We start from the raw sequence: 23670 nt of genomic DNA, 5'->3' as shown, positions 1-23670 counted from the left end.
ACGGGCTCCGCCGCCCCGCCGTACCGCCCCGCCTGAGAGGATCATCGGGTGAGCCCGGACACCCCCGATCCGCACCGCCCCGCCGACACCCCGGCGGGTGCCGCGCCCACCCCGCACGCCGTCCCGACCGGGACACCGGCCGACGGGCCGCCCACCGAGGGGCCACCGACCGGGCCCGGGTACGCCCCGACCGTGCCCGAACCCGAACCGACCGTGCCCGGCCACGACCCGGGCGGGTCGTACCTGCCGTGGCCGCCGTCCGGCTGGCCGGCGCAGCCGGGGGAGCAGCGGCCCCGGCACACCGGGGCGGTGGCGGCCGGCCTCGTGCTGGGCCTGACCGCGCTGGGGGTGCCGCTGGGGCTGCTCTGGGCCGCGCTCGCCCCGGACACCCCGGTGCTCAAGACCGCCGAGGGTGCCGTCTACGCCCAACCCCAGCCGGAGCAGCCGATCGCCGCCGACGGCTGGTTCAGCCTGCTCGGGCTCGGTTTCGGGCTGCTCGCCGCGATCGCGGTGTGGACGCTGCTACGCCGCCGCCGGGGCCCGGTGACCCTGGTCGCGCTGACCGTCGGCGCGCTCGGCACCGCCCTCGTCGCCTGGCAGGTGGGTCGCCGGATCGGGCTGGACGGCTACCAGCGGCTGCTCGCCACCGCCCCCGCCGGCACGTCGTTCGACAAGCCGGCCGACCTGCGGGCCGGGGGCATCGACCGGCTCTTCGGGGTGCTGCCCGTGCCGTACGGCAACCTGCTGCTGGCCGGGTTCGCCGCCGCCGTCACGTACACCCTGCTGGCCGGCTGGTCGCGGTGGCCGTCGCTGCGCCCGGAGCCGGAGCCCGACGGGCCCGGCTGGCCGGGAGCGCCGGGTGCGGTCGGTGCGCCCGGTGGGGTCGGTGCGCCGGACGCCGTCGGCCCGGCCGGCGGGGTCAGTTGGGGGCCGGCGGGGACGCCAGCTCCGACAGCGGCACCGGAACCGCCCGCACCTGGCGCAGCAGGGCCGACTCGCGGTTGAGCAGCCGCAGCTCGGCGCGGAGCCGGGCGGCGGTGTCGTCGATGGCGAGCAGCCGTTGCCGGTCGGCCAGGGTCAGCACGGCGGTGGCCGCCACCAGGTGCGACAGCACCGTCGGGTCCTCCGGGAGCTGCTCGGACAGCTCCTGCGGGTCGTCCCGGATCAGGCCCAGGTACTGCCGGAACACCGCGATCACCCGGGCCGCCAGCAGCTCGGCGGCCTCGTCCGGGCCGGTCGGCTCGGGCAGCCACTCGACGTCGGCGGTCAGGTAGGGGGCGGCCTCCCGGTCGACCCCGGCGACCCGGAACCGCCGCCGGCCCACCGTGACGATGTCGAAGCCACCGTCGTCCAGCTCGGTGACCTGACGCAGCTCGGCGGTGCAGCCGACCTCGTGCAGGGTCACGTCGCCGCCGCCCGGGGTGGCCCGACCCGCGCCCGGGGCGACCTCCCAGCCGGAGCGGATGGCCAGCACACCGAACTCGCGGGGCACCCCCTCGGGGCGCCCGACCAGGTCCCGCACCAGGTGGCGGTACCGCTCCTCGAAGATGTGCAACGGCAGCACCAGACCCGGGAAGAGCACCGTTGCGAGGGGAAACACCGGCAGCCTTGCGGTCACGCGTCCGAGCGTAGCCCGATCCGGCGCGGTCGGCGTGTCCCGGCTCACCGTCCCGCGGTACGGGCGGCGGGGGCCGCCCCCCGGGCCGCCGCCTAGACTCGGGGGCGTGTTGAAACGGATCGACCTGCGCGGCGGGGTTTCCGACCCGCGTCGTCTGCTGCCCCGTGCCCAGCTCGACGTCTCCGTGGCGGTCGAGCGGATCCGCCCGCTCGTCGAGGCGGTCCGGGACCATGGGTACCCGGCGATCCGGGAGGCCAGCGAACGGTTCGACGGCATCTGCCTGCCGGTGCTGCGGGTCCCGACCGAGGCGATCACCGACGCCGAGGGGGTGCTCGACCCCGACGTGCGGGCCGCGCTGCTGGAGTCGATCGCCCGCGCCCGCCGGGTGCACGACGACCAGCGGCGCACCGACCACACCACCCAGGTCGTGCCGGGTGGCACGGTCACCGAGCGCTGGGTGCCTGTCGACCGGGTCGGCCTCTACGTCCCCGGCGGGCTGGCGATGTACCCGTCGACCGTGGTGATGAACGTGGTGCCGGCCCAGGCGGCCGGGGTCCGCTCGCTGGTGGTGGTCAGCCCGCCGCAGCAGGACAACGGCGGTCTGCCGGACGCCCGGGTCCTGGCCGCCTGCGCGCTGCTCGGCGTCGACGAGGTGTACGCCGTCGGCGGCGCCCAGGCGGTCGCCATGCTGGCGTACGGGTCGACCGTCGACGCCGCGGGCACCCGACGCTGCGCGCCGGTCGACATGATCACCGGGCCGGGCAACATCTGGGTGACCGCCGCCAAGCGGCTGCTGCGCGGCGTGGTCGGCATCGACGCCGAGGCCGGCCCGACCGAGATCGCCGTGCTGGCCGACGACACCGCCGACCCGGCGCACGTCGCCGCCGACCTGATCAGCCAGGCCGAGCACGATCCGTTGGCGGCCAGCGTGCTGGTCACCCCGTCGGTCGAGCTGGCCGACGCGGTCGACCGGGAGCTGGCCCGGCAGGTGCCGGCGACCAAGCACGCCGAGCGGGTCGGCACCGCGCTCGGCGGGGAGCAGAGCGGCGTCGTGCTGGTCGACGACCTGGCCGACGGGCTGCGGGTGGTCGACGCGTACGCCGCCGAGCACCTGGAGATCCAGACCCGCGACGCCCGCGACTGGGCGCTGCGGGTCCGCAACGCCGGGGCGATCTTCATCGGGCCGTGGGCGCCGGTGTCGCTCGGCGACTACTGCGCCGGCTCCAACCACGTGCTGCCCACCGGGGGCTGCGCCCGGCACTCGTCGGGGCTGTCCGTGCAGTCCTTCCTGCGCGGGGTGCACCTGGTGGAGTACACCCGCGAGGCGCTGCGCGACGTTGCGCCGCACGTGGTGACCCTGGCCACCGTGGAGGACCTGCCGGCGCACGGGCAGGCGGTCGCGGTGCGGTTCGCCGGGGAGGCGTCGTGACCACCCTGGACGACCTGCCGATCCGCGACGACCTGCGGGGCCGGTCGCCGTACGGGGCGCCGCAGCTCGACGTGGCGGTCCGGTTGAACACCAACGAGAACTCCTACGCCGTGCCCGAGCCGGTGGTGGAGGCGATCGGCAAGGCGCTCGCCGCCGAGCTGCGCGACCTCAACCGCTACCCGGACCGCGAGGCGGTGGCGCTGCGCGCCGACCTGGCCGGCTACCTCGGGCACGGGATCACCGCCGACCAGGTGTGGGCGGCCAACGGCTCCAACGAGATCCAGCAGCAGCTGCTCCAGGCGTTCGGCGGGCCGGGGCGCAGCGCGTTGGGCTTCGTGCCGGCGTACTCGATGCACCCGTTGCTGGCCCTGGGCACCGGCACCCGGTGGGTGCCGGTGCAGCGGGGGGTGGACTTCGGGCTGACCGCCGACGAGGCGGTCGCCGAGGTCCGGGCGCACCGCCCCGACGTGGTCTTCCTCTGCTCGCCGAACAACCCGACCGGCACCGCGCTCGACCCGGCGGTGGTCGCCGCCGTGCTCGACGTCGCCCCCGGCATGGTGGTCCTCGACGAGGCGTACGCCGAGTTCGCCCGGCCCGGCTCGGCCAGCGCCCTGACCCTGCTCCCCGGGCACCCCCGGCTGGTGGTGACCCGGACGATGAGCAAGGCGTTCGGGTTCGCCGGCGGTCGGCTGGGCTACCTGGCCGCCGACCCGGCGGTGGTGGCGGCGGTGCAGCTCGTCCGGCTGCCGTACCATCTCTCGGCGCTCACCCAGGCCGCCGCCCGCGCGGCGCTGGCCCACCGCGACGTCCTGCTGGGCACCGTCGACGCGATCAAGGAGCAGCGGGACCGGATCGTGGCGACCCTGCGGGCCCGGGGGCACCGGGTGGCCGACAGCGACGCCAACTTCGTGCTGTTCGCCGTCGGCGACGACCAGTCGGCGGCCTGGCGGACCCTGCTCGACGCCGGGGTGCTGGTGCGCGACGTCGGCCTGCCCGGCTGGCTGCGGGTCACCGCCGGCACCCCCGCCGAGACCGACGCCTTCCTCACCGCGATGGAGAAACTGTCATGAGTCGCACCGCTCGGGTGGAGCGGATCACCAAGGAGACCAAGGTCCTCGTCGAGATCGACCTCGACGGCACCGGCCGGGCCGAGATCAGCACCGGGGTCGGCTTCTACGACCACATGCTCCACCAGATCGCCCGGCACGGCGGCTTCGACCTGACCGTGCGCACCGTCGGCGACCTGGAGATCGACGCCCACCACACGATGGAGGACACCGCGCTGGCCCTGGGCGCCGCGTTCGACCAGGCGCTGGGGGACAAGGCCGGCATCCGGCGGTACGGCTCCGCCACCGTCCCGATGGACGAGGTGCTCGTCCGGGCCGCCGTCGACCTGTCCGGCCGCCCGTACGTGGTGCACGACGAGCCGGCGCTGTCGCCGTACATCGGGCCGGTCTACCCGACCAGCATGACCCGGCACATCTGGGAGTCCTTCGGCCAGGCGGCCCGGGTCACCCTGCACGTGGACGTGCTGCGGGCGGCCCGGCCGGGCGGCCACCCGGACGCGCACCACGTGGTGGAGGCCCAGTTCAAGGCGGTCTCCCGCGCGCTGCGGGAGGCCACCGCGCTCGACCCGCGCACCGCCGGTGTGGTGCCCAGCACCAAGGGCGCGCTGTGAGCGGCCCGGTCCGGGCCGGAGGGCGGCGCTGATGGGTCCGGTGCTGCCGACCCTGCTGCTCATCCTCGCCGGCATCCTGGTCGGTGGGGCCTGGTCGTTGTACCGGCAGGACGCGCCGCGCGGTGCGATCGTGGTCACCGGGCTGCTCGCCGTGCTGGCCACCGTCGGCGGGGTGCTCTGGCTGCTACCCGGGGAGGGCTGATGGGCGCGCACGGCACGGGCAGGCGGATCGTGGTGCTCGACTACGGCTCGGGCAACCTGCGTTCGGCCGAGCGGGCGTTGGCCCACGCCGGGGCGGACGTGACGGTCACCGCCGACCTGTCCGCCGCCGCCCGGGCCGACGGCCTGGTGGTGCCGGGTGTCGGCGCGTACGCGGCCTGTATGGCCGGGATCGAGGCGCTGGGCGCCGGCCCGGTGATCGCCGAACGGGTCGCCGCAGGCCGCCCGGTGCTCGGCATCTGCGTCGGCATGCAGGTGCTCTTCGCGCACGGCGACGAGCACGGCGTGGTGACCAAGGGATTGGGGCTGCTGCCGGGCGGGGTGACCCGGCTGCCCGCCGACCGGCTGCCGCACATGGGCTGGAACACGGTGACCCCGCCGGACGGGTCGGTGCTCTTCGCCGGGCTGCCCGCCGACAGCCGGTTCTACTTCGTGCACTCCTACGGGGTGCTCGACCGGGCGGCGCTGGACGAGGTGGGCGCCCGGGTGACCACCGCCCGCCACGGTGCCGACTTCGTCGCGGCGGTGGAGCGGGGCCCGCTGTCGGCGGCCCAGTTCCACCCGGAGAAGTCGGCCGAGACGGGTGCGGTGCTGCTGCGCAACTGGCTGGCCACGGTTGACTGAGCGCCGGGGCGGGGCCGGCCGGCGCGGGCCGGGTGTGCGGTGAGCAAGGAGCGGGCCCGGCGGCGGGCCGCGCGGGAGGCGCAGGCCGCCCGCGAGCGGGTGGTGCGGGAGCGCCGGCTGGCCCGGCGTCGTCGGCGGCGCGCCCTGGTCCGCCGGGTCACCCCGCAGTGGCGGCGGGGCCGGACGGGTCGGCTGGCCCGGCGCACCCGGGGCGAGCGGGCCGCCATCGTCGGGTTGACCGCGGCGGCGCTGGCGCTGATCTGGGTGTTCGTCGACGATCTCGCGCTGCGGGTGGCGCTTGTCGTGCTGTTGCTTCTGGTCCTGCCGGCGATCGTGGTGATCGCCCTGGACCGTCGGATCTGAACGAGGAGTAGGAAACGTGAGCCTGACCCTGTTGCCCGCCGTGGACGTCGCCGACGGCCAGGCCGTCCGGCTGGTGCAGGGCGCCGCCGGCAGCGAGACCGCCTACGGCGACCCGCTCGACGCGGCGTTGGCCTGGCAGAACGACGGCGCGGAGTGGATCCACCTGGTCGACCTGGACGCCGCGTTCGGCCGGGGCTCCAACGCCGCCCTGCTGGCCGAGGTGGTCGGCAAGCTGGACGTGCGGGTGGAACTCTCCGGTGGCATCCGCGACGACGCGTCGCTGCGCGCCGCGCTGGGCACCGGGGCGGCGCGGGTGAACATCGGCACCGCCGCGTTGGAGGACCCGCAGTGGTGCGACCGGATCTGCGCCGAGTACGGCGACCGGGTGGCGATCGGCCTGGACGTGCGGGGTCGTACCCTCTCGGCGCGGGGCTGGACCCGCGACGGCGGTGATCTGTGGGAGGTGCTGGCCCGGCTGGACGCGGCCGGCGCGTCCCGGTACGTGGTGACCGACATCACCAAGGACGGCACGATGCGCGGGCCGAACCTGGACCTGCTGCGTGAGGTCTGTGCCCGTACCGACGCCCCGGTGATCGCCTCGGGTGGCGTGTCGACCCTGGAGGACCTGCGGGCGCTGGCGACCCTGGAGGAGGCCGGTGTGGAGGGTGTGATCGCCGGCAAGGCGCTGTACGCGGGCGCGTTCACGGTGGCCGAGGCGTTGGCGACGCTGCGGGCCGCGGGGTGACCGACGCGGCGGACCCGGACGACGGGACCGTCACCCGGCTCGGCTCGGGCGGCCCGTGGGAGGCCCGGTACGGCTACTCCCGGGTGGTCCGGGCCGGCCGCTCGGCTTGGACGTCGGGCTGCACGTCGACGGTCGACGGGGTGGTGACGCACGTGGGCGACGCGGCGGCGCAGACCGCCCAGGCGTTGCGGATCGGCCTGTCCGCGCTGGCCGAGGTGGGTGCGGGCCCCACCGACGTGGTGCGGACCCGGATGTACGTGACCGACCGGCTCTTCGTCGACGAGGTGGGCCGGGCGCACCAGGCGGTCTTCGGCGCGGTCCGGCCGGCCGCCACGATGGTGGTCGTGGCCGGCCTGCTCGATCCGGACCATCTGGTCGAGATCGAGTTGGAGGCTCACCTCCCGCCGTCCTGACCGGCCCGGACGGTCAGGACGGGCCCGGAGACGGCTGTCACTCCCGGCCCAGATAAGTTGTGCACAATTGAATTGCGAGCTATCTTTTCCGGGTGAGTGACCATCTGGTGTTGCGCGACCAGGTCTGCTTCGCGCTCTACGCGGCGTCCCGGGCGCTCACCGACGTCTACCGCCCCCTCCTCGACGAGTTCGGGCTCACCTACCCGCAGTACCTGGTGCTGCTGGTGCTCTGGGAGCGCGGCGACGACCCGCCCACGGTCTCCGAGCTGGGCGCCGCGCTCCGGCTCGACTCCGGCACCCTCTCCCCGCTGCTCAAGCGGCTGGCGGCGGCGGGCCTGGTGGTCCGCACCCGCTCCGCGCACGACGAGCGCCGGGTGGAGGTGGGGCTGACCGCCGACGGCGCGGCCCTGCGCCAGCGGATGACCGACGTGCCGCTGCGGGTGGCCTGCTCCACCGGCCTCGACGAGACCGAGCTGGTCGCGTTGCGCGACACCCTCACCCGGGTCACCGAGACGATCCACCGACAGAAGGAGTAGTGATCCCCATGCAGGTGCTCTACACCGCCTCCGCGACGGCCACCGGCGACGGGCGCGACGGCCACGTCCGTACCTCCGACTCCACCCTGGACCTGGACCTGGCCGTGCCGAAGGAGATGGGCGGCACCGGTGGCGCGGCCAACCCCGAGCAGCTCTTCGCCGCCGGCTACGCGGCCTGCTTCCACTCCGCGCTGCGGGTGGTCGCCCGCCGGGCCAAGGCCGACGTCACCGGCTCGGTCGTCGAGGCCGAGGTCGGCATCGGCGCGAACGGCAGCGGCGGCTTCGGCCTGGCCGTCACCCTGGTGGTGGACCTGCCGGCCGTCGAGCGCGCCGCCGCCGGGCAGCTCGTCGAGGCGGCCCACCAGGTCTGCCCCTACTCCAACGCCACCCGGGGCAACATCGAGGTGACCCTCACCGTGCGCGGGGCCGCCGCGGCCTGACCGCCGCACCGGACCAACGACCATCGGGTACGAGAGGACGACACCGCATGAGCAGCAACCGTGAGATCCACCTGGCCTCCCGCCCGCAGGGCTGGCCGACCGCCGACAACTTCCGCCTCGTCGAGACCGGGGTGCCCACCCCGGGACCGGGGCAGATCGTGGTCCGCAACCAGTTCATCTCGGTCGACCCGTACATGCGGGGCCGGATGAACGACGTGAAGTCCTACGTGCCGCCGTTCGCCCTCGACGCGCCGCTCGACGGTGGCGCGGTCGGCGAGGTGGTGGCCGGCGGCGGCGACGGGATGAGCGTCGGCGACACCGTGCTGCACGGGCTCGGGTGGCGGGAGTACGCGCTGCTCGACGCCGGGTCCGCCCGCCGGGTCGACCCGGACCTCGCCCCGGTCACCGCCTACCTGGGCGTGCTCGGGATGACCGGGCTGACCGCGTACGCCGGGCTGCTCGACGTGGCGGCGATGCGGCCGGGGGAGACGGTGTTCGTCTCCGGCGCGGCCGGCGCGGTGGGCAGCATGGTCGGCCAGATCGCCAAGCTGCGGGGCGCCGGCCGGGTGGTCGGCAGCGCCGGCTCGCCGGCCAAGGTGGCCCGGTTGACGGAGCTGGGCTTCGACGCCGCCTTCGACTACCACGACGGCCCGGTACGCGACGCGCTGAAGGCCGCCGCCCCGGACGGGATCGACGTCTACTTCGACAACGTGGGTGGCGAGCACCTGGAGGCGGCGATCGGCGCGATGAACCTGCACGGCCGGGCCGCCATCTGCGGGATGATCGCGCAGTACAACGCGGCCGAGCCGCCGGCCGCGCCGCGCAACCTGGCGCTGGTCATCGGCAAGCGGCTCACCCTGCGCGGCTTCCTGGTCGGCGACCACGGCGGCCTGCGCGAGCAGTTCGTCACCGAGGTCGGCGGCTGGCTGCGCGAGGGGCGGCTCTGCTACGACGAGACGATCGTCGACGGCATCGAGAACGCCCCCGAGGCGTTCCTCGGCCTCCTGCGCGGCGAGAACCTCGGCAAAATGCTCGTCCGCCTCTGACCCCCCGCTGCCCCTGCCCGCCCGCCGCCGCTGACAGTGGTGATCAAGAGGTTTGCGTCATCCTTCGAGATCGAACTGACGCGAACCTCTTGATCACCGGCGCGGTGGCGGGGCGCGGGGCGCGGGCGGCGTGGGGCGGGGCGTACGGGGCGGTCGTCGGGGTGGGGGCGTTGGATAGGCTCGGCACATGACGGTGGCGGTACGGGTGATCCCGTGTCTGGACGTGGACGCCGGTCGGGTGGTCAAGGGGGTCAACTTCCTCGACCTGCGCGACGCCGGTGACCCGGTGGAACTGGCGGCGGCATACGACCGGGCCGGCGCGGACGAGTTGACCTTCCTGGACGTCACCGCCTCCTCCAGCGACCGGGGCACCATGCTCGACGTGGTGCGCCGTACCGCCGAGTCGGTCTTCATCCCGCTCACCGTCGGCGGCGGGGTACGCCAGGTCGCCGACGTGGACACCCTGCTGCGTGCCGGGGCCGACAAGGTGGGGGTGAACACCGCCGCCATCGCCCGCCCCGAGCTGATCGCCGAGATCGCCGACCGGTTCGGCCGGCAGGTGCTGGTGCTCTCGCTGGACGTCCGGCGGGCACCCGCCGGCACCACCCCCAGCGGTTTCGAGGTGACCACCCACGGTGGCCGCCGGGGCACCGGGCTCGACGCGGTCGAGTGGGCGGCGCGCGGGGCCGAGCTGGGCGCGGGGGAGATCCTGCTCAACTCGATGGACGCCGACGGCACCAAGGCCGGCTTCGACCTGACCCTGATCGAGGCGGTCCGCGCGGTGGTCGACGTGCCGGTGATCGCCAGCGGTGGCGCCGGCCGGGTGGCGCACTTCCCGCCCGCGATCGGCGCGGGTGCCGACGCGGTGCTGGCCGCCAGCGTCTTCCACTTCGGCGAGCTGACCGTCGGCGAGGTCAAGGACGCCCTGCGCGACGCGGGCCACCCCGTCCGCTGACCCGCGCCACGCGGGCACCCCACGTGCGTCGACCCGTGTCCACGCGGGCGGTCAGCGCCCGCTCTGCCCCTCGGGCGAGCGGCGGGGGGCCGGGATCGAGCGGACCACGTACTCCTGGACGGCGGCGGCGTGCTCCTCCTCCGCCAGTTGCCAGTCCGCGCTGCCCGGGGCGTGCCGCCGGACGAGCACCCCCTGCATGCTGTCGACCGTGCCACCCACCCCGGCCCGGGGCCGGGTACGCCAGAGCTGCTCACCGTCCGGGGTGATCCGGAACCAGCCGTCGGAGACGGTGACCAGCCCCGCGCCGACCAGCCGCCGGACCGCTGTCTCCACGTCCTGCCGTTCGGGTATCGCCTGGTTGAGGTGGTCGGCGGTGGACAGCACGTCGGCGAGCCGTACCCCCTCCGGGCGGCGGGAATCCGCCGCCCGCCGGTGCCGTCCCGCCCCGCTGGCGATCACCAGTGACACGAAGATCCAGGCGTCCGTCCAGCGCCACGCGTTCTCCCCCATGCACGAATGATGCCCGTAGGTGTCCGTCGAGGAAACACCTACTTTCCCCCTGTCGTGTCAGTGCAGCTCAGCGTGCTCACTTCCGGACGCAGCGCCGCGCGGCGGGGCGGACACCGGTGCCGGGGCACCGGATCGTGGGTCGGCGGGGGTCGCCGGCCCGTCGGGGAGGGCGAAACGGGGGATGAAGAAGTGGGCCAGCGGGCCGATGCCGAGCGCGTACGCGACGGTGCCGACGCCGACCGTGCCGCCGAGCAGCCATCCCAGGGCCAGCACGGTGATCTCGATCATGGTGCGGACGAGCCGGACCGAGCGGCCCGGCCGGCGGGCGACGTAGCCGGTCATCAGGCCGTCGCGGGGGCCGGGGCCGAGCCGGGCGCCGAGGTAGAGCCCGGTGGCGACGCCGTTGGCGACGATGCCGCCGAGCAGCAGGGCGATCCGGGCGGGCAGCGGCCACCCGGCCGGCAGCAGGGCCACCGTGGCGTCGACCACCAGCCCGATCACCACGACGTTGCTCACCGTGCCGAGGCCGGGGCGTTGCCGCAGCGGAATCCAGAGCAGCAGCACCAGCGCGCCGACCGCGATGGTCACGGTGCCGAACGACAGGCCGGTCTGCCGGGACAACCCCTGGTGGAAGACGTCCCACGGGTCCAGACCGAGCCCGGAACGGATCATCATGGCCATGCTGACCCCGTAGAGGACCAGCCCGGCGTAGAGCTGGGTGAGCCGGCGGCCGGGCCGGTGCCGGAGATTGCCAAGTGGAGCCATGCATGCCACCCTAGGGTCCAATATCGCCCACTGAAGAGCCAATTCCGAAGGGGTGGCCGTGACCAGCCAGGTGCGAGGAGTCCAATTGGCGCGGTTGCTCGGGCAGTGGCACGCCCTGCCCGGTCGCCGCCGCAGCCCCGACTACGCCGCGCTCGCCGCCGCCGTCCGGGGCCTGCTCGCCGACGGCCGGCTCCCCCTGGGGGTACGCCTACCGGCCGAACGGGAACTGGCCGAGGCGCTGCGGATCAGCCGTACCACGGTCACCGCCGCGTACCGGCAGCTGCGGGAGACCGGCCACCTGGCCAGCCGGCGCGGCGCGGGGAGCTGGACCATGCTGCCCGGCACCCACCGGGTCGCCAGCACCGGCCTGTGGACCCCGCTGGACGACCGCGACATGATCGACCTCGGGGTGGCCGCGCTGGCCGCCCCGCCCGAACTGGTCCCGGCCGCCCGCGCCGCCGTGGAGGACCTGCCCCGGTACCTGTCCGGCGCGGGCTACCACCCGACAGGCATCATCGAGCTGCGCGAGGCGGTCGCCCGGGCGTACACCGAGCGGGGGCTGCCCACCAGCGCCGAGCAGATCATGGTGACCAGCGGCACCCAGCACGCGTTGGACCTGGTGCTGCGGCTGGCCCTGGTGCCCGGCGGGAACGTCCTGGTCGAATCGCCCACCTATCCGAACGCGCTCGCCGCGCTGGCCGCCCGGCGGGCCCGGATCACCACCCACGGCCTCGCCGTCGACGGGATCGGGTGGGACGCCGACCTGCTGCTGGGCAGCGTCCGGCAGACCCGGCCCAAACTGGCCTACCTGATCCCCGAGTTCCACAACCCGACCGGGCACCTGATGGCCGCCGAGCTGCGCGAGCGGCTGGTCGCCACCGCCCATGCCGCCGGCACCGACCTGGTCGTCGACGAGTCCTTCGTGGACCTGCCGCTGGACGGCACGCCGCTGCCCCCGCCGATGGCCGTGTTCGACAGGCACTCCCGGGTGATCTCGATCGGTGGGATGAGCAAGCCGTACTGGGGTGGCCTGCGGATCGGCTGGGTCCGCGCCTCCGCCCCGCAGGTGCAGCGGCTCGCCGCCGCCCGGGTCGGGGTGGACATGGCCAGCCCGGTGCTCGACCAACTGGTGGCGGTGCACCTGCTCGCCCAGGCCCCGGCCATCGTCGCGGCCCGCCGGGCGCAACTGGTCACCCAGCGCGACGCGCTGCTCGCCGTGCTCGCCGAACGGCTGCCGGACTGGCGCTTCGACGTGCCCCGGGGCGGTGTCACCCTCTGGGTCGAGCTGGACGGCCCGATCTCCAGCGCACTGGCCCGCGCGGCCGAGGAGGTCGGCGTACGGCTGGCGCCCGGTCCCCGGTTCGGCCTGGACGGCACCCTGGAACGGTTCCTGCGGCTGCCGTTCACGCTGCCCGTCGCCGATCTGGTGGAGGCGGTCGGCCGGCTGGCCGCGATCCGCTACGACCTCGACCGGGGCGCGGGCCGCCCGCGCTGGCGGGAACCGGCAGTCATCGCCTGAGCCGGTCGGGGCGAACCGGCCTGACCGGGCGGCCCCGGCTGGGAGACTGCCGGTGTGGGTGGCCCGGGACGGTGGTACGGGATCCGGCCCGGTGCGCCCGGCTCCCGGACCACCCGGCTGGAACTCTTCTACGACCTGGTCTTCGTCTTCGCGTTCTTCACCGTCACCGCGCTGACCTCGCAGGAGCCCACCGTGGCCAACCTGCTGCGCTGCCTGCTGGTGCTGGGCCTGCTGTGGTGGTGCTGGACCGGTTTCGCGGGCCTGGGCAACGCGGTCCGCGCCGACCAGGGGTCGCTGCCGCTGCTCGGCTTCCTCACCGTCACCGGCACCTTCCTGCTGGCGCTGAGCATGCCTGGGGCGTTCATCGACGAGCCGGGCGGATTGGACGGCCCGCTGGTCTTCGCCGGCTGCTACTTCCTCGTCCGGGCCTGCCAGTTGGCGGTCTTCGGCGTGCTGGCCCGGGGCGACCCGGCCCGGTGGCGGCAGTGGATCCGGCTCGCGCTGCTGCCGGTGGTCGCCACGGCGCTGCTGGTCGCCTCCGCGTTGCTGTCCCACCGGGTCGCCGCCGAGGGCACCGCGACCGTCCTGCAACTCACCCTCTGGACGATGGCCCTGCTGCTGGAGTACGTGGCCGGGGTACGCGTCGGCGGGGCCTACTGGGCGGTGCTCTCCGCCGGGCACTGGGCCGAACGGCACGCCCTGATGGTGCTGATCGCGCTGGGCGAATCGATCATCGCGCTCGGCGTCGGCCCGAAGTTCGTCACCGGCCTGCCGTTGACCTGGCCGGTGGTGATCGCCGCGGTGCTCGGCATCGCCATCGCGTCGGTGCTGTGGTGGGCCTACTTCGACACCCTGGCGCTCGCCCTGGAACAGGCGTTGCACCGCAGCCGCGATCCGGCGCACCGGGCGCGGTTGGCCCGCGACGCCTACACCTACCTGCACCTGCCGATCATCGCCGGCGTCATCTTCTTCGCCCTCGGCCTGAAGGATCTGCTCGCCGAGGTGGCCGACCCGGGCACCCCGCACTGGGGGGTGCCGTTGGGGGGATTCTGGGTCCTGGTGCTCTACGGCGGGGTGGGCCTCTACCTGCTCAGCCTCGTCGCCTGCGAGCTGCGGGCGACCCGGGTGCTGCGCTGGCCGCCGGTGCTGGCGGTGCTGGCCCTGGCCGCGCTCGCCCCGGCCGGGGCCCGAGTGCCCGAGGTGGGCGCGCTGGCCCTGCTGGCGTTGGTCTGCGTCGCGCTGGTCGCGGTGCAGACCCGCAGCCAGGTCCGGCATCGGCGGCGGGTGCGCCGGCTGGCCCTGGCGCAGGAGGAGGCCGTCGAGGAGGCGCAGAGCCGGTGGCGTCAGGACCACCTGTGACCGGCCGGCGGCCGTGTCCCGGGACGGGGGGACACGGACACCGGCCGGTCGGCGGGGATCAGATCTCGGCCAGGCTGCCCTCGTACATCCGGTCGATCTCGGCGGCGAAGTTGCTCTCCACGCCACGCCGCTTGATCTTCAGCGAGGGGGTCATCTCGCCGTCCTCGATGGTCAGGTCGCGGGGCAGGACGGTCACCTTCTTGATCGTCTCCCAGCGGTTGAGCTTGGTGTTGAGCTGGGCGACGTGCTCCTCGACCATCGCGCGGGCCTCGGGCGAGGCGACGATCTCGGCGTAGTCGCGCCCCTCCAGCGGGCCGCCCGCCGCCCAGCCCCGGATCGCGTCCGGGTCCAGGCTGACCAGCATCGTGCAGTAGTTACGGGCCTGGCCGATGACGATTGCCTGCGAGGTGTACGGGCAGATGGCCTTGAACATGCCCTCGATGTGCGACGGCGCGACGTACTTGCCGCCGGAGGTCTTGACCAGGTCCTTCTTGCGGTCGGTGATGCGCAGGTAGCCGTCGTCGTCGAGGCTGCCGATGTCACCGGTACGGAAGAAGCCGTCCTCGGTGAACGCGGCGGCCGTCTCCTCGGGCAGGTTGTGGTAGCCGCGCATCACCGGCCGGCCGCGTACCAGGATCTCCCCGTCGGTGTCGATCCGGCACTCCAGGTCGCCCATCGCCCGGCCGACCGTGCCGATCCGCAGCCCGTCGGGCGGGTTGACGAAGTTGCCGGCGCTGGTCTCGGTCAGGCCGTACCCCTCGGAGATCGGCAGGTTGGCCGCGGCGAAGAAGGTGGCGATCTCGGCGCTCAGCGGGGCCGCGCCCGAGACGAGCACCCGGACCCGGCCGCCGAGGCGGGCCTGGAGCTTGCTGAACACCAGCTTCTCGGCCACCGCGTATCTGGCCTTCAGCATGCCCGGCACCGGCCGGCCGGCCTGCTCCAGGGCGACCTTCCGCTTGCCGACCTCGACCCCCCAGGCGAAGATTCTCGCCTTCGCGCCCCCGGCGTCCTGCGCGGTGGTGACCGCCTTGTTGTAGACCTTCTCGTAGACCCGGGGCGCCCCGCACATCAGCGTCGGCCGGATCACCCCGAGCATGTCGACGAGCTTGTCCACCCGGCCGTCGACGTAGGTGGGCAGGCCGACGTGCGTCGAGCCGCAGAGCAGCGTCTTGCCGAACGAGTGCGACAGCGGCAACCACAGGTACTGCACGTCGTCGTCGCGCAGCAGGCCCGTCTCGGCCTGCACCACCCCCTCCCAGCACCAGCCACCGTGCAGCAGCTCGACCCCCTTCGGCCGGCCGGTGGTGCCCGAGGTGTAGATCAGCGTGGCCAGGTGGTCGGGGCCGACCGGGGCGATCAGCCGGTCCACCAGGCCCGGGTCGGCGGCGAGCGCCCGCGCGCCCTGCTCCTCCAGCTCGGCCAGGGTGAGCTGGGGAACGGCGGCGGCCGGGTCGGGGGTGCCGTCGAAGAGCACCACGTGGGTCAGCGCCGGCAGCTGCGCGCCGGCCACCTTCGCCGCCTGGGTCGGGTTCTCGGCGAACAGCACCCGGGACCCGGAGTCGGCGATGATGTACGTGGCGTCCTGCGGCTCGGTGGTGGGGTAGACGGTGGTGGTCGCGCCCCCCGCGCACATGATGCCGAAGTCGGCGATGATCCAGTCCAGCCGGGTGTTGGCCAGGATCGCCACCGGGTCCTCCAGCCCGACCCCGAGCCCGTGCAGGCCGGCGGCGACCGCGTCGGCCCGCTGGCCGACCTGCGCCCAGGTCAACCAGACCGGCCCCGAGTCGTCCGCCGCCGGGTGGGCGAAGGCGCGCTGGTCGGGGGTGGCGGCCACCCGCTTGCGGAACATGTCGGGGATGGAACGGTACGGGACATCGAGAGCCATCGAGGTTGCCGCCTTCGGGGGTGGGTGACGTGACGGGGGTCACGTCGCTCTGCGGTTACCGAAGGGTATTGCCTGCACCCGGGCATCGGCTAGCCCTGCGACCTGTGAGGCGGCTGAGTCCCGCCGGGCGCACCGGCCGGGCCGGCGTACCGGTCCGCCCGCAGCGACCAGTCGTAGGTGGCGCGCAGCCAGGCACGGCGGGCCGCCAGGTAGGGCGTCACCGTCGGCCCGGCGTTCGCGACCAGCGCCGCCTCCCGCGCCAGGTAGCCGGCCAGCCCGTCGTTGAACCACCCGACGGCCAGTTGGAACGCCGCCGCCTCACCCCGCCCGTGCTGCGCGGCGAGGACGGTCACCAGGTTGTGCGGGTCGGCCACCGTGTCCCGTTCCTTGCGGTAGGAGAACAGGTCGTTGCACCAGCAGACCAGGTCGACGGCGAGGTCGTCCAACGCGACCAGCTCCGGATCGACCCGCCGGGCCGGGCCGGGCGGCCGGCCGTACGCCAGGTCGGTGAGGGTGAGACTGGGGCGTACGCCGCCGGTGTGCCGGCGCATCTGGCGGTACTCGGCGAGCCCGGGGACCCGCCGGCGCTCCCGGTTGGCGGCCTCCCACAGCAGTGCCAGCAGGTACTCCCGCAGCTGGCTCACCAGGCGCAGCAGCAGCGTGGGCCGGCGCTGGTCGAGCACCCGCCGGCACAGGTCGGCCAGCGCGACACCGAGCGCCCCGGCCGGCGCGTCCCGGTCGGCCGGGGGGACACCGTCGCCGGCTTGCCCGCCCCGGCCGGCCCACGCCCCGGCCGGGGCGCCCCGGCCGGCCCAACCCCCGGCGTCGGTCGGCCCGCCGTGCCGGTCGAGCACGTCCAGCAGCGCGGCGACCGTCGGCGCGAGGGTGGCCGGCGCGCTGCCCAGCCCGTCGTCGTCGCAGACGTCGTCCATCACGAACAGCCAGGAGAACAGGTCGGTGAGCAGACGCAGCCGGGCCACCGGGGCCTGTGGGCAGGCGCGTCCGGCCAGTTCGGCCGCGCCGGCCCGGTGCAGCCGGGAGGTCGACGGTCCGACCCCGATCAGGCCCTGCGTGCGGGCCCACTCCAGGCTCTCCGCCGCCACCCGGTCGGTGGCGACGTGCCGGCGGCTGACGAACGGTGGCTCGTGCAGCGCCGAGACGTCGAAGCTTCGCATGGCGTCCTTAGTCGGCCACCCCCCACGAGCGGCGTCGCCGGAGAGTACGGCATGGAGATCGACAACAGTCATTGCTGGGGTGGTCGGGGTGACCGATTCCACCCCTGTCGCGAACAGCGACGTGCCTCACTGCGCCACGTGATCACCGGGCTGCGTAGGGTGTCCGCCATGGCGGGGACCCGTCGGCGGTGCCGCCGCGCGGCGGCGTTGCGGGAGGCGATGCCGGCGCACCGGAGCTCACAACCCCAGCGCGGCGGTCCGCAGTCGTTCGGTAAGCGCCGGCGGGCCGTCGAGCTGGACCCGGGCCACCCGTTGCCGGCCGGACAGGAAGAGCACCAGCTCACCGGGGGGACCGACGAGCCGTACCCGGTCACCGCCCCGGCCGGCGGTCAGCTCGCCGTGCCCGGGGGCCTGCACCAGCAGGTGCGCCGGAAAACGCTGGGCCCGGGTCCGGGTCAGCAGGGACACCGGCTTCCACAGCCGGGCGGCCAGCCCCGCTGGGACGTCCCGGGGGTGCCAGCCCGGGCGGGCCCGCCGGACGTCCTCGTGGTGGATGAAGAACTCCATCGTGTTGGCCAGCTCGTCGGTCAACGGGTTGCTGACCGGGCTCCACACCGGGGGCCGGCGCACCTGCCCGACCAGGTCCGGCCAGGGGCGGGCGGCCACCCGCAGCCGCACCCGCTCGGCGTACCCGTGCAGGGGCGGCAGCAGGATGCCACCGGCGGCGTCGGGCCGGCGCTCCCGCACCACCAGGTGGGCGGCGAGGTCCCGGGTGGTCCACCCCTCGTTGAGCGTGAGGGCGTCCGGGCCCACTTCCAGCATCAGGTCGGCGAGCGCCTCGCGCTCCGCTCGGGCGTACCGCGGCATGCAGCGATCGTAGGTCGGCGGGCCGCCGTCGGCGCGGCGGACGACCCGCCGGGTCCGGTGGCGGGCGCGACGTGACGGTGGACATAGACGGCCGGGCGGCGGCGGTGGCCGGGAACGGTAAGGATAGGGGAGATAATTGCGGCTTACGGCGGGGGAGAGCGTGGCGAGCGGTACGAGTCGGGACGTGATCCGCCGGGGGTTGTGGGTCCTCGGCCGGGCGATCCGGGAACAACCGCGCATCTTTGCGGTGGCGGTCGCCGGCAGCGTGCTCTTCGGTGGACTGGTGATCGCCAGCGCGTACGTGGTCGGCGCGGTCGTCGGCGACGTGGTGGTGCCGGCCGTCGAGGCCGGCGAGGTCGGCACCGGCACGGTGGCCCTGGCCGCCGTGGCGCTGTTCGGGATCAGCGTGCTGCGGGTGGTGGGCGTCTTCGGCCGGCGGCTCGGGGCCGGGTACATGCAGTTCCGCCTCCAGGCCGCCTACCGTCGCCGGGTCACCCGCCGCTACCTGGACCTGCCGCTGGCCTGGCACCACCGCAACGCGACAGGCACGTTGCTGTCCAACGCCAACTCCGACGTCGAGGCGACCTGGTACCCGATCGCGCCGCTGCCGTTCGCGGTCGGCACGCTGGTGATGCTGGTCGGCGCGGTCGGCTCGCTGTTCGTCACCGACTGGGCGCTCGCCCTGGTCGGGCTGGCCGTGTTCCCCGCCCTGTTCGCGCTCAACGTGGTCTACTCCCGCCGGATGGCCCCCCGCCAGGCCCGCGCCCAGCGGCTGCGGGCCGAGGTCAGCGGCATCGCCCACGAGAGCTTCGACGGCGCGCTGGTGGTCAAGACCATGGGCCGGGAGGCCCAGGAGACCGCCCGGTTCGCCGGCCGGGCCCGGGAACTGCGGGACTCGCTGATCGCGGTCGGCCGGCTGCGCGGCGTCTTCGACCCGCTGTTGGAGACGCTGCCCAGCCTCGGCACCCTGGCCGTGCTGGTGGTCGGCACGATCCGGCTGCGGCAGGGCGCGATCACCGTCACCGAACTGGTCAGCGTCGCCTTCCTCTTCACCGTGCTGGCCTTCCCGGTGCGGGCGATCGGCTGGGTGCTCGCCGAGCTGCCGCGCAGCGTGGCCGGGTGGGACCGGGTCAGCCGGGTGCTCGACGCCACCGGCGAGATGCCCTACGGCGAGCTCACCCTCGACGACGACGCCGGGCCGGCGACCCTCGCCTTCGACGGCGTCCACTTCGGCTACGAGCCCGCCGAGGCGCACCTGCCCGGGACGTCTGTGCTCGGCGAGGTCGCCTTCACCGTGCCCGCCGGGCGGACGGTGGCGCTGGTCGGGCCGACCGGGGCCGGCAAGTCCACCATCGCCTCGCTGGCCGTCCGGCTGGTCGACCCGGACGCCGGCACGGTCACCGTCGACGGGGTGGACGTGCGCCGGCTCACCGCCGCGTCGCTCGCCTCGACCGCCGCCCTGGTCGCCCAGGTGCCGTTCGTCTTCGACGACACCGTCCGGGCCAACATCAGCCTGGACCGGCCGGGTATCGACGACGAGGACGTCTGGGCGGCGCTGCGGCTGGCCGAGGCGGACGGTTTCGTCGCCGCCCTCCCCGACGGGTTGGACACCATGGTCGGTGAGCGGGGGACCTCGCTCTCCGGCGGTCAGCGGCAGCGGCTCACCCTGGCCCGCGCCCTGGCCGGCCAGCCCCGGCTGCTGGTGCTCGACGACGCCACCAGCGCGGTCGACCCCCGGGTCGAGGCCGCCATCCTGGCCGGGCTGCGCGCCCCGGCACCCGGACAGCCGGCCGCCGCGTCGATCCTGGTGGTGGCGTACCGGCGGGCCACCATCGCGCTCGCCGACGAGGTGATCTACCTGGAGCAGGGCCGGGTGCTGGCCCGGGGCACCCACGCCGAGCTGCTGGCCACCGTGCCCGGCTACGTCGACCTGGTCACCGCCTACGAGCAGGCCGAACAGGAACGCGCGGAGAACCGGACGTACGACGAGGTCGCCCCGCTGCCGTCGGGCCTGGAGATCGAGGTGGACCGGTGAGCGCGAGGAGTGCAGCGCAGCGGAGCCCCGCAGTCGCGAGCGGAGAGGTGGACCGGTGAGCGCGAGGAGTGCGGCGCAGCGGGGTCGTGTGGGCGGGAACGGAAGGTCGACGTCGGTGGGCGAGGGTGGCGGGGACGGGCCGGTCGAGCGGACGGAGGGGACCTGGCAGACGTTGCGGCGGGGGTTGGCGCTCTCGCCGGAGCTGCGTACCGGGTTGGCCGGCACGTTGGCCCTGGCGCTGGTCTACATGGTCGGCCGGGTGGCCGTACCGGTGGCCGTGCAGCGCGGCATCGACCAGGGGATCGCCGTACCCGACGGGCCGGATCTCGGGGTGATCGTCACGGTGGTCACCGCCACGGCGGCGGTGCTGGTGCTCACCACCGTCTGCGGTTACCTGATGATGCGGCGGCTGTTCACCGTCAGCGAGACCGCGCTGGCCAACGTCCGGACCAGGGCGTTCCGGCACGTGCACGACCTGTCGATGCTGCACCAGCAGTCGGAGCGGCGCGGGTCGCTGGTCTCCCGGGTGACGAGCGACGTCGACCAGATCACCCAGTTCCTCCAGTGGGGCGGGGTCATCCTCGTCGTCAACCTGGGCCAGCTCGCGGTCACCACGGCGGTGATGCTGGCGTACTCCTGGCAGTTGACGCTGGTGGTGCTGGTCGCCTTCGCGCCGGCGGTGCTGATCATCAGGTTGTTGCAGCGCCGGCTGGCCGGGGCGTACGGGGTGGTCCGGCAGCGGACGGGCACCCTGCTCGGCACGATCGCCGAGAGCGTGGTGGGTGCGCCGGTGATCCGGGCGTACGGCGTGTCGGGACGCACGGCCCGACGGCTGGACGCGGCGATCGAGGGGCAGCGGTTGGCCCAGCAGCGGGCCATCCGGATCAGCATCATGGGCAGCTCGGTGGGGGAGTTGGCGGCCGGGGTGGCGCTGGCCGGGGTGGTGGTGGTCGGGGTGTCGCTGGGGGTCGACAGGACGCTGTCGGTCGGTCAGCTCACCGCGTTCCTGTTCCTGGTCACCCTGTTCATCCAGCCGGTGCAGATCGCCACCGAGGTGCTCAACGAGGCACAGAACGCGATCGCCGGCTGGCGGCGGGTGCTCGACGTGCTCGACATCGCGCCGGACGTGGCCGATCCGGGGGAGCAGGGCCGGGACCTGCCGGCCGGTCCGTTGGACATCCGCTTCGCCGACGTGACGTTCGCCTATCCCGGGGGCCCTCCGGTGCTGCACGGCGTCACCCTGGACATCGCGGCGAAGAGCCGGGTGGCGGTGGTCGGTGAGACCGGCAGTGGCAAGACCACCTTCGCCAAGCTGCTCACCCGGCTGATGGATCCGACGCAGGGGCGGGTGCTGCTGTCCGGGGTGCCGCTGCACGAGGTGCGGTTCGACTCGCTGCGGTCCCGGGTGGTGATGGTGCCGCAGGACGGGTTCCTGTTCGACGCCACGGTCGGGGAGAACGTCCGCTTCGCCCGTCCCGAGCTGACCGACGCGGAGTTGACGGCCGCCTTCACCGAGCTGGGCCTGGCCGACTGGCTGGACGGTCTGCCGGCCGGACTGGCCACCCCGGTGGGGGAGCGGGGGGAGGCGTTGAGCGTCGGGGAGCGGCAGCTGGTGGCGCTGGCCCGGGCGTACGTGGCCGATCCGGACCTGCTGGTGCTGGACGAGGCGACCAGCGCGGTCGACCCGGCCACCGAGGTACGTCTGCAACGCACCCTGGACGCGGTGACCCGGGGCCGTACGACGCTGGCCATCGCGCACCGGTTGTCCACCGCGCAGGCCGCCGACGAGGTGGTGGTGGTGGACCGGGGCCGCATCGTCCAGCGCGGCCCGCACGAGGAGCTGCTGCGTGATCCGGACTCGGTGTACGCCCTGCTCTACGCCTCGTGGTTGGAGCAGACCCGCTGATCCACCTGCTGCTCCCCGGTGGCGGTGGCATCCGGTGGACGTGGTCGCCCGGGTGCTCTACTCTGCGGGTTAGGTAAGGCTAACCTTTTTCGGAGGTGCCCGTGGCTCCGACCCCTGCTGAGCTGATCCGTACCCTGGTGGCCGGTCGGTTACCCGGCCTGGTGCACCTCGCCCACCGCCCCGGCCCGTTCCACGTGCGGCACGCCACCGACGCGGAGGGACGCGTGCTGCTGCTCGTCCCGGTGTTCAGCGACCTCGCCGCCGAGCTGGACCCGGCCGCCGCGCGGGACGTCGCCGTGGTGCTCGACGTGCTCGACCTGCCCCCGGCCGCCGGTGCGCCGTCGGCCGGCCGGGCCTGGGTGTCCGGCTGGGCGGCGCCGCTGACCGGCGACCCGGCCCGCCGGGCGGCCGTGGAGTTCGCCGCCGTGGACCCGACCGGCGACCTGCTCGACGTCGGCAGCCGGTTCCGGCTGCACCGCTTCGAGGTGGCCGAGGCCCGGCTGGAGACCGCAGGCGTGGTGCACCGGGTCGATCCGGGCGAGTACGCCGCCGCCGAACCGGACCCGGTGCACGCCGACGAGGCCGCCCTGCTGGCCGACCTCGCCGACCACCACGGGCCGCAGGTGACGGCGTACCTGCGCCGCCGGCTCGACCTGGCCGGCGGTGAGCCCCGGGTGGTCCGTCTCGACCGGTACGGACTGGTCGTGGCGCTCGGCGGCCCCGGCGACCGCCGTCGCGCCCGCCTGCCGTTCCCGCACCCGGTGACCGACCTGTCGGAGCTGCCCCGGCTGCTGCACCCGCTGCTCTGCACCCGTTCCACCGCTCACCCCCGCCCGCACCGCCACCCCGCCAACACCCGAACCGACCGCGACTAGCCCGCCCCACCCCCCGGCGTCCCACCCTGCCCCGGTGATCAAGAGGTTCGCGTCAGGACAGCCGCCCGGCACGCGAACCTCTTGATCACCGAGGCGGAGCGGTGGGGGAGTGGGGGAGGGGGGCGGTGAGGTAGCGGTGGATGGTGGGGCCCAGGGTGGCGGCCAGGGCGTCGGCGCTGGCGGAGGCGACCGGCTCCAGCCGGATGACGTAGCGCATCATGGCCAGCCCGATCATCTGGGTGGCGACCAGCCCGCCGCGCAGCGGCAGCTCCGCCGGGTCCACGTCGAGCTGGTCGAGGACCCGGCGCAGCACCTGGGTGGTCAGGAACTCGCGCATCAGCCGGGCCGTCCACTCGTTGTCGGTCGCCGAGCGCAGCAGCGCCACCGCCGCCCCACCGGCCGGCGAGTCCCACACCCCGAGGAACGTGCGGACGAGCCGCTCCCCGATCCCGTCCGGGTCGCCGGCCAGCACGGCGGGCAGCAGCGCGGCCGGGTCGACCGGGATGTCGACGGTGGCCCGGAACAGCTCCTCCTTGCTGCCGAAGTAGTGGTGCACCAGGGCCGGATCGACCCCGGCGGCGGTGGCGATCTGCCGGATCGAGGCCGCGTCGAAGCCGCGCTCGGCGAACGCCGACCGGGCGGCGGCGAGGATCGCCTGCCGGGTGTCCTGGTTGCCGGGGCGGCGGCCGGTGCGTCGGGCCACCGGGC

25 protein-coding genes are annotated in these 23670 nt (G+C 74.6%); 18 read left to right on the top strand and 7 right to left on the bottom strand.

From position 1 onward, the window contains the following. Positions 1-48 precede the first annotated feature (48 nt). Complete coding sequence (locus Q2K16_RS11090) at positions 49-1005, top strand: DUF2567 domain-containing protein (RefSeq protein ID WP_302745195.1); 957 nt, start codon at positions 49-51, stop codon at positions 1003-1005. Here the strand turns inward: Q2K16_RS11090 and Q2K16_RS11085 are convergent. After that, entirely contained in the window at positions 920-1618 is a 699-nt protein-coding gene (locus tag Q2K16_RS11085; RefSeq protein WP_302745194.1) for an LON peptidase substrate-binding domain-containing protein, read from the bottom strand. The genes Q2K16_RS11090 and Q2K16_RS11085 overlap by 86 nt on opposite strands. Positions 1619-1724: 106 nt before the next feature. On the opposite strand from Q2K16_RS11085, the gene hisD reads away from it, so the two are divergent. From hisD to hisF, 12 genes are all read left to right on the top strand, one after another. Continuing rightward, positions 1725-3047 carry a histidinol dehydrogenase gene (hisD, locus tag Q2K16_RS11080; RefSeq protein ID WP_302745193.1) on the top strand — a complete coding sequence of 441 codons (1323 nt, stop codon included), beginning with the start codon at positions 1725-1727 and terminating at the stop codon, positions 3045-3047. After that, entirely contained in the window at positions 3044-4117 is a 1074-nt protein-coding gene (locus Q2K16_RS11075) for a histidinol-phosphate transaminase (RefSeq protein ID WP_302745192.1), read from the top strand. The genes hisD and Q2K16_RS11075 overlap by 4 nt, the downstream gene beginning before the upstream one ends. Next, the gene (gene hisB, locus Q2K16_RS11070; protein ID WP_088643058.1) at positions 4114-4725 is read left to right on the top strand and encodes an imidazoleglycerol-phosphate dehydratase HisB; all 612 of its coding nucleotides are present in this window, start codon (positions 4114-4116) and stop codon (positions 4723-4725) included. Before Q2K16_RS11075 ends, hisB begins: the two co-directional genes overlap by 4 nt. A 31-nt stretch (positions 4726-4756) precedes the next feature. Further along, positions 4757-4927 (top strand): hypothetical protein, encoded by a 171-nt coding sequence (locus Q2K16_RS11065; protein ID WP_168222542.1) that lies wholly within the window; start codon positions 4757-4759, stop codon positions 4925-4927. Further along, positions 4927-5568 carry an imidazole glycerol phosphate synthase subunit HisH gene (gene hisH, locus Q2K16_RS11060; RefSeq protein WP_302745191.1) on the top strand — a complete coding sequence of 214 codons (642 nt, stop codon included), beginning with the start codon at positions 4927-4929 and terminating at the stop codon, positions 5566-5568. The genes Q2K16_RS11065 and hisH overlap by 1 nt, the downstream gene beginning before the upstream one ends. A gap of 39 nt (positions 5569-5607) precedes the next feature. Next, positions 5608-5931, top strand: coding sequence for a hypothetical protein (locus Q2K16_RS11055; protein WP_302745190.1), 324 nt, complete (start codon positions 5608-5610; stop codon positions 5929-5931). 16 nt (positions 5932-5947) lie between these two features. Beyond that, positions 5948-6676: a bifunctional 1-(5-phosphoribosyl)-5-((5-phosphoribosylamino)methylideneamino)imidazole-4-carboxamide isomerase/phosphoribosylanthranilate isomerase PriA gene (priA, locus tag Q2K16_RS11050; RefSeq protein ID WP_088643061.1), complete on the top strand. Its 729-nt coding sequence runs from the start codon at positions 5948-5950 to the stop codon at positions 6674-6676. Then, positions 6673-7089 (top strand): RidA family protein, encoded by a 417-nt coding sequence (locus tag Q2K16_RS11045; protein ID WP_088643062.1) that lies wholly within the window; start codon positions 6673-6675, stop codon positions 7087-7089. Before priA ends, Q2K16_RS11045 begins: the two co-directional genes overlap by 4 nt. Positions 7090-7181: 92 nt before the next feature. Beyond that, positions 7182-7625: a MarR family winged helix-turn-helix transcriptional regulator gene (locus tag Q2K16_RS11040; RefSeq protein ID WP_302745189.1), complete on the top strand. Its 444-nt coding sequence runs from the start codon at positions 7182-7184 to the stop codon at positions 7623-7625. A gap of 8 nt (positions 7626-7633) precedes the next feature. Then, the gene (locus Q2K16_RS11035; protein ID WP_302746436.1) at positions 7634-8065 is read left to right on the top strand and encodes an organic hydroperoxide resistance protein; all 432 of its coding nucleotides are present in this window, start codon (positions 7634-7636) and stop codon (positions 8063-8065) included. Between the two features lie 47 nt (positions 8066-8112). Next, a complete protein-coding gene (locus tag Q2K16_RS11030) occupies positions 8113-9111 on the top strand; it encodes an NADP-dependent oxidoreductase (protein ID WP_302745188.1) in 999 nt (332 codons plus the stop codon). A 187-nt stretch (positions 9112-9298) separates the two neighbouring features. Beyond that, positions 9299-10066, top strand: coding sequence for an imidazole glycerol phosphate synthase subunit HisF (hisF, locus tag Q2K16_RS11025; protein WP_088643065.1), 768 nt, complete (start codon positions 9299-9301; stop codon positions 10064-10066). 51 nt (positions 10067-10117) lie between these two features. Here the strand turns inward: hisF and Q2K16_RS11020 are convergent, their stop codons facing one another. Both Q2K16_RS11020 and yczE read right to left on the bottom strand, forming a co-directional pair. Further along, positions 10118-10576, bottom strand: a complete 459-nt coding sequence (locus tag Q2K16_RS11020) for a hypothetical protein (RefSeq protein ID WP_302745187.1) — start codon at positions 10574-10576, stop codon at positions 10118-10120. Positions 10577-10633: 57 nt separating this feature from the next. After that, positions 10634-11341 carry a membrane protein YczE gene (gene yczE / locus Q2K16_RS11015; RefSeq protein ID WP_302745186.1) on the bottom strand — a complete coding sequence of 236 codons (708 nt, stop codon included), beginning with the start codon at positions 11339-11341 and terminating at the stop codon, positions 10634-10636. A gap of 58 nt (positions 11342-11399) precedes the next feature. Here yczE and yczR point away from each other — a divergent pair, with 58 nt between their 5' ends. Together yczR and Q2K16_RS11005 are read left to right on the top strand one after the other, a co-directional pair. Continuing rightward, the gene (gene yczR, locus Q2K16_RS11010; protein ID WP_088643138.1) at positions 11400-12860 is read left to right on the top strand and encodes a MocR-like transcription factor YczR; all 1461 of its coding nucleotides are present in this window, start codon (positions 11400-11402) and stop codon (positions 12858-12860) included. 54 nt (positions 12861-12914) lie between these two features. Beyond that, positions 12915-14219 carry a low temperature requirement protein A gene (locus tag Q2K16_RS11005; protein WP_302745185.1) on the top strand — a complete coding sequence of 435 codons (1305 nt, stop codon included), beginning with the start codon at positions 12915-12917 and terminating at the stop codon, positions 14217-14219. Positions 14220-14277: 58 nt separating this feature from the next. Here the strand turns inward: Q2K16_RS11005 and Q2K16_RS11000 are convergent, their stop codons facing one another. The 3 genes from Q2K16_RS11000 to Q2K16_RS10990 form a co-directional block, all read right to left on the bottom strand. After that, positions 14278-16104, bottom strand: a complete 1827-nt coding sequence (locus Q2K16_RS11000) for an AMP-dependent synthetase/ligase (protein ID WP_302745184.1) — start codon at positions 16102-16104, stop codon at positions 14278-14280. 89 nt (positions 16105-16193) lie between these two features. Continuing rightward, positions 16194-17279 (bottom strand): terpene synthase family protein, encoded by a 1086-nt coding sequence (locus Q2K16_RS10995; protein ID WP_302745183.1) that lies wholly within the window; start codon positions 17277-17279, stop codon positions 16194-16196. A 237-nt stretch (positions 17280-17516) separates the two neighbouring features. After that, positions 17517-18146, bottom strand: coding sequence for a TIGR03085 family metal-binding protein (locus tag Q2K16_RS10990; protein WP_302745182.1), 630 nt, complete (start codon positions 18144-18146; stop codon positions 17517-17519). 160 nt (positions 18147-18306) lie between these two features. Between Q2K16_RS10990 and Q2K16_RS10985 the strand changes: the two genes are divergently transcribed. The 3 genes from Q2K16_RS10985 to Q2K16_RS10975 all read left to right on the top strand — a co-directional run bounded on the left by Q2K16_RS10985 (position 18307) and on the right by Q2K16_RS10975 (position 22962). Beyond that, on the top strand, positions 18307-20181 hold the full coding sequence (locus Q2K16_RS10985) for an ABC transporter ATP-binding protein (RefSeq protein WP_302745181.1): 1875 nt from the start codon (positions 18307-18309) through the stop codon (positions 20179-20181). Between the two features lie 115 nt (positions 20182-20296). Beyond that, complete coding sequence (locus Q2K16_RS10980) at positions 20297-22087, top strand: ABC transporter ATP-binding protein (protein WP_302745180.1); 1791 nt, start codon at positions 20297-20299, stop codon at positions 22085-22087. A 101-nt stretch (positions 22088-22188) separates the two neighbouring features. Then, entirely contained in the window at positions 22189-22962 is a 774-nt protein-coding gene (locus Q2K16_RS10975; protein ID WP_302745179.1) for a DUF2470 domain-containing protein, read from the top strand. An 85-nt stretch (positions 22963-23047) separates the two neighbouring features. On the opposite strand, the gene Q2K16_RS10970 is transcribed toward Q2K16_RS10975, so the two are convergent. Next, on the bottom strand, positions 23048-23665 hold the full coding sequence (locus tag Q2K16_RS10970; protein ID WP_302745178.1) for a TetR/AcrR family transcriptional regulator: 618 nt from the start codon (positions 23663-23665) through the stop codon (positions 23048-23050). Positions 23666-23670 lie beyond the last annotated feature (5 nt).

The sequence above is a fragment of the Micromonospora cynarisoli genome (assembly GCF_030518815.1).
Taxonomy (GTDB): Bacteria; Actinomycetota; Actinomycetes; order Mycobacteriales; family Micromonosporaceae; genus Micromonospora; species Micromonospora wenchangensis.
The sequence above is the reverse complement of the archived record's forward strand: the minus strand, read 5'-3'. Positions and strand labels throughout refer to the sequence as shown.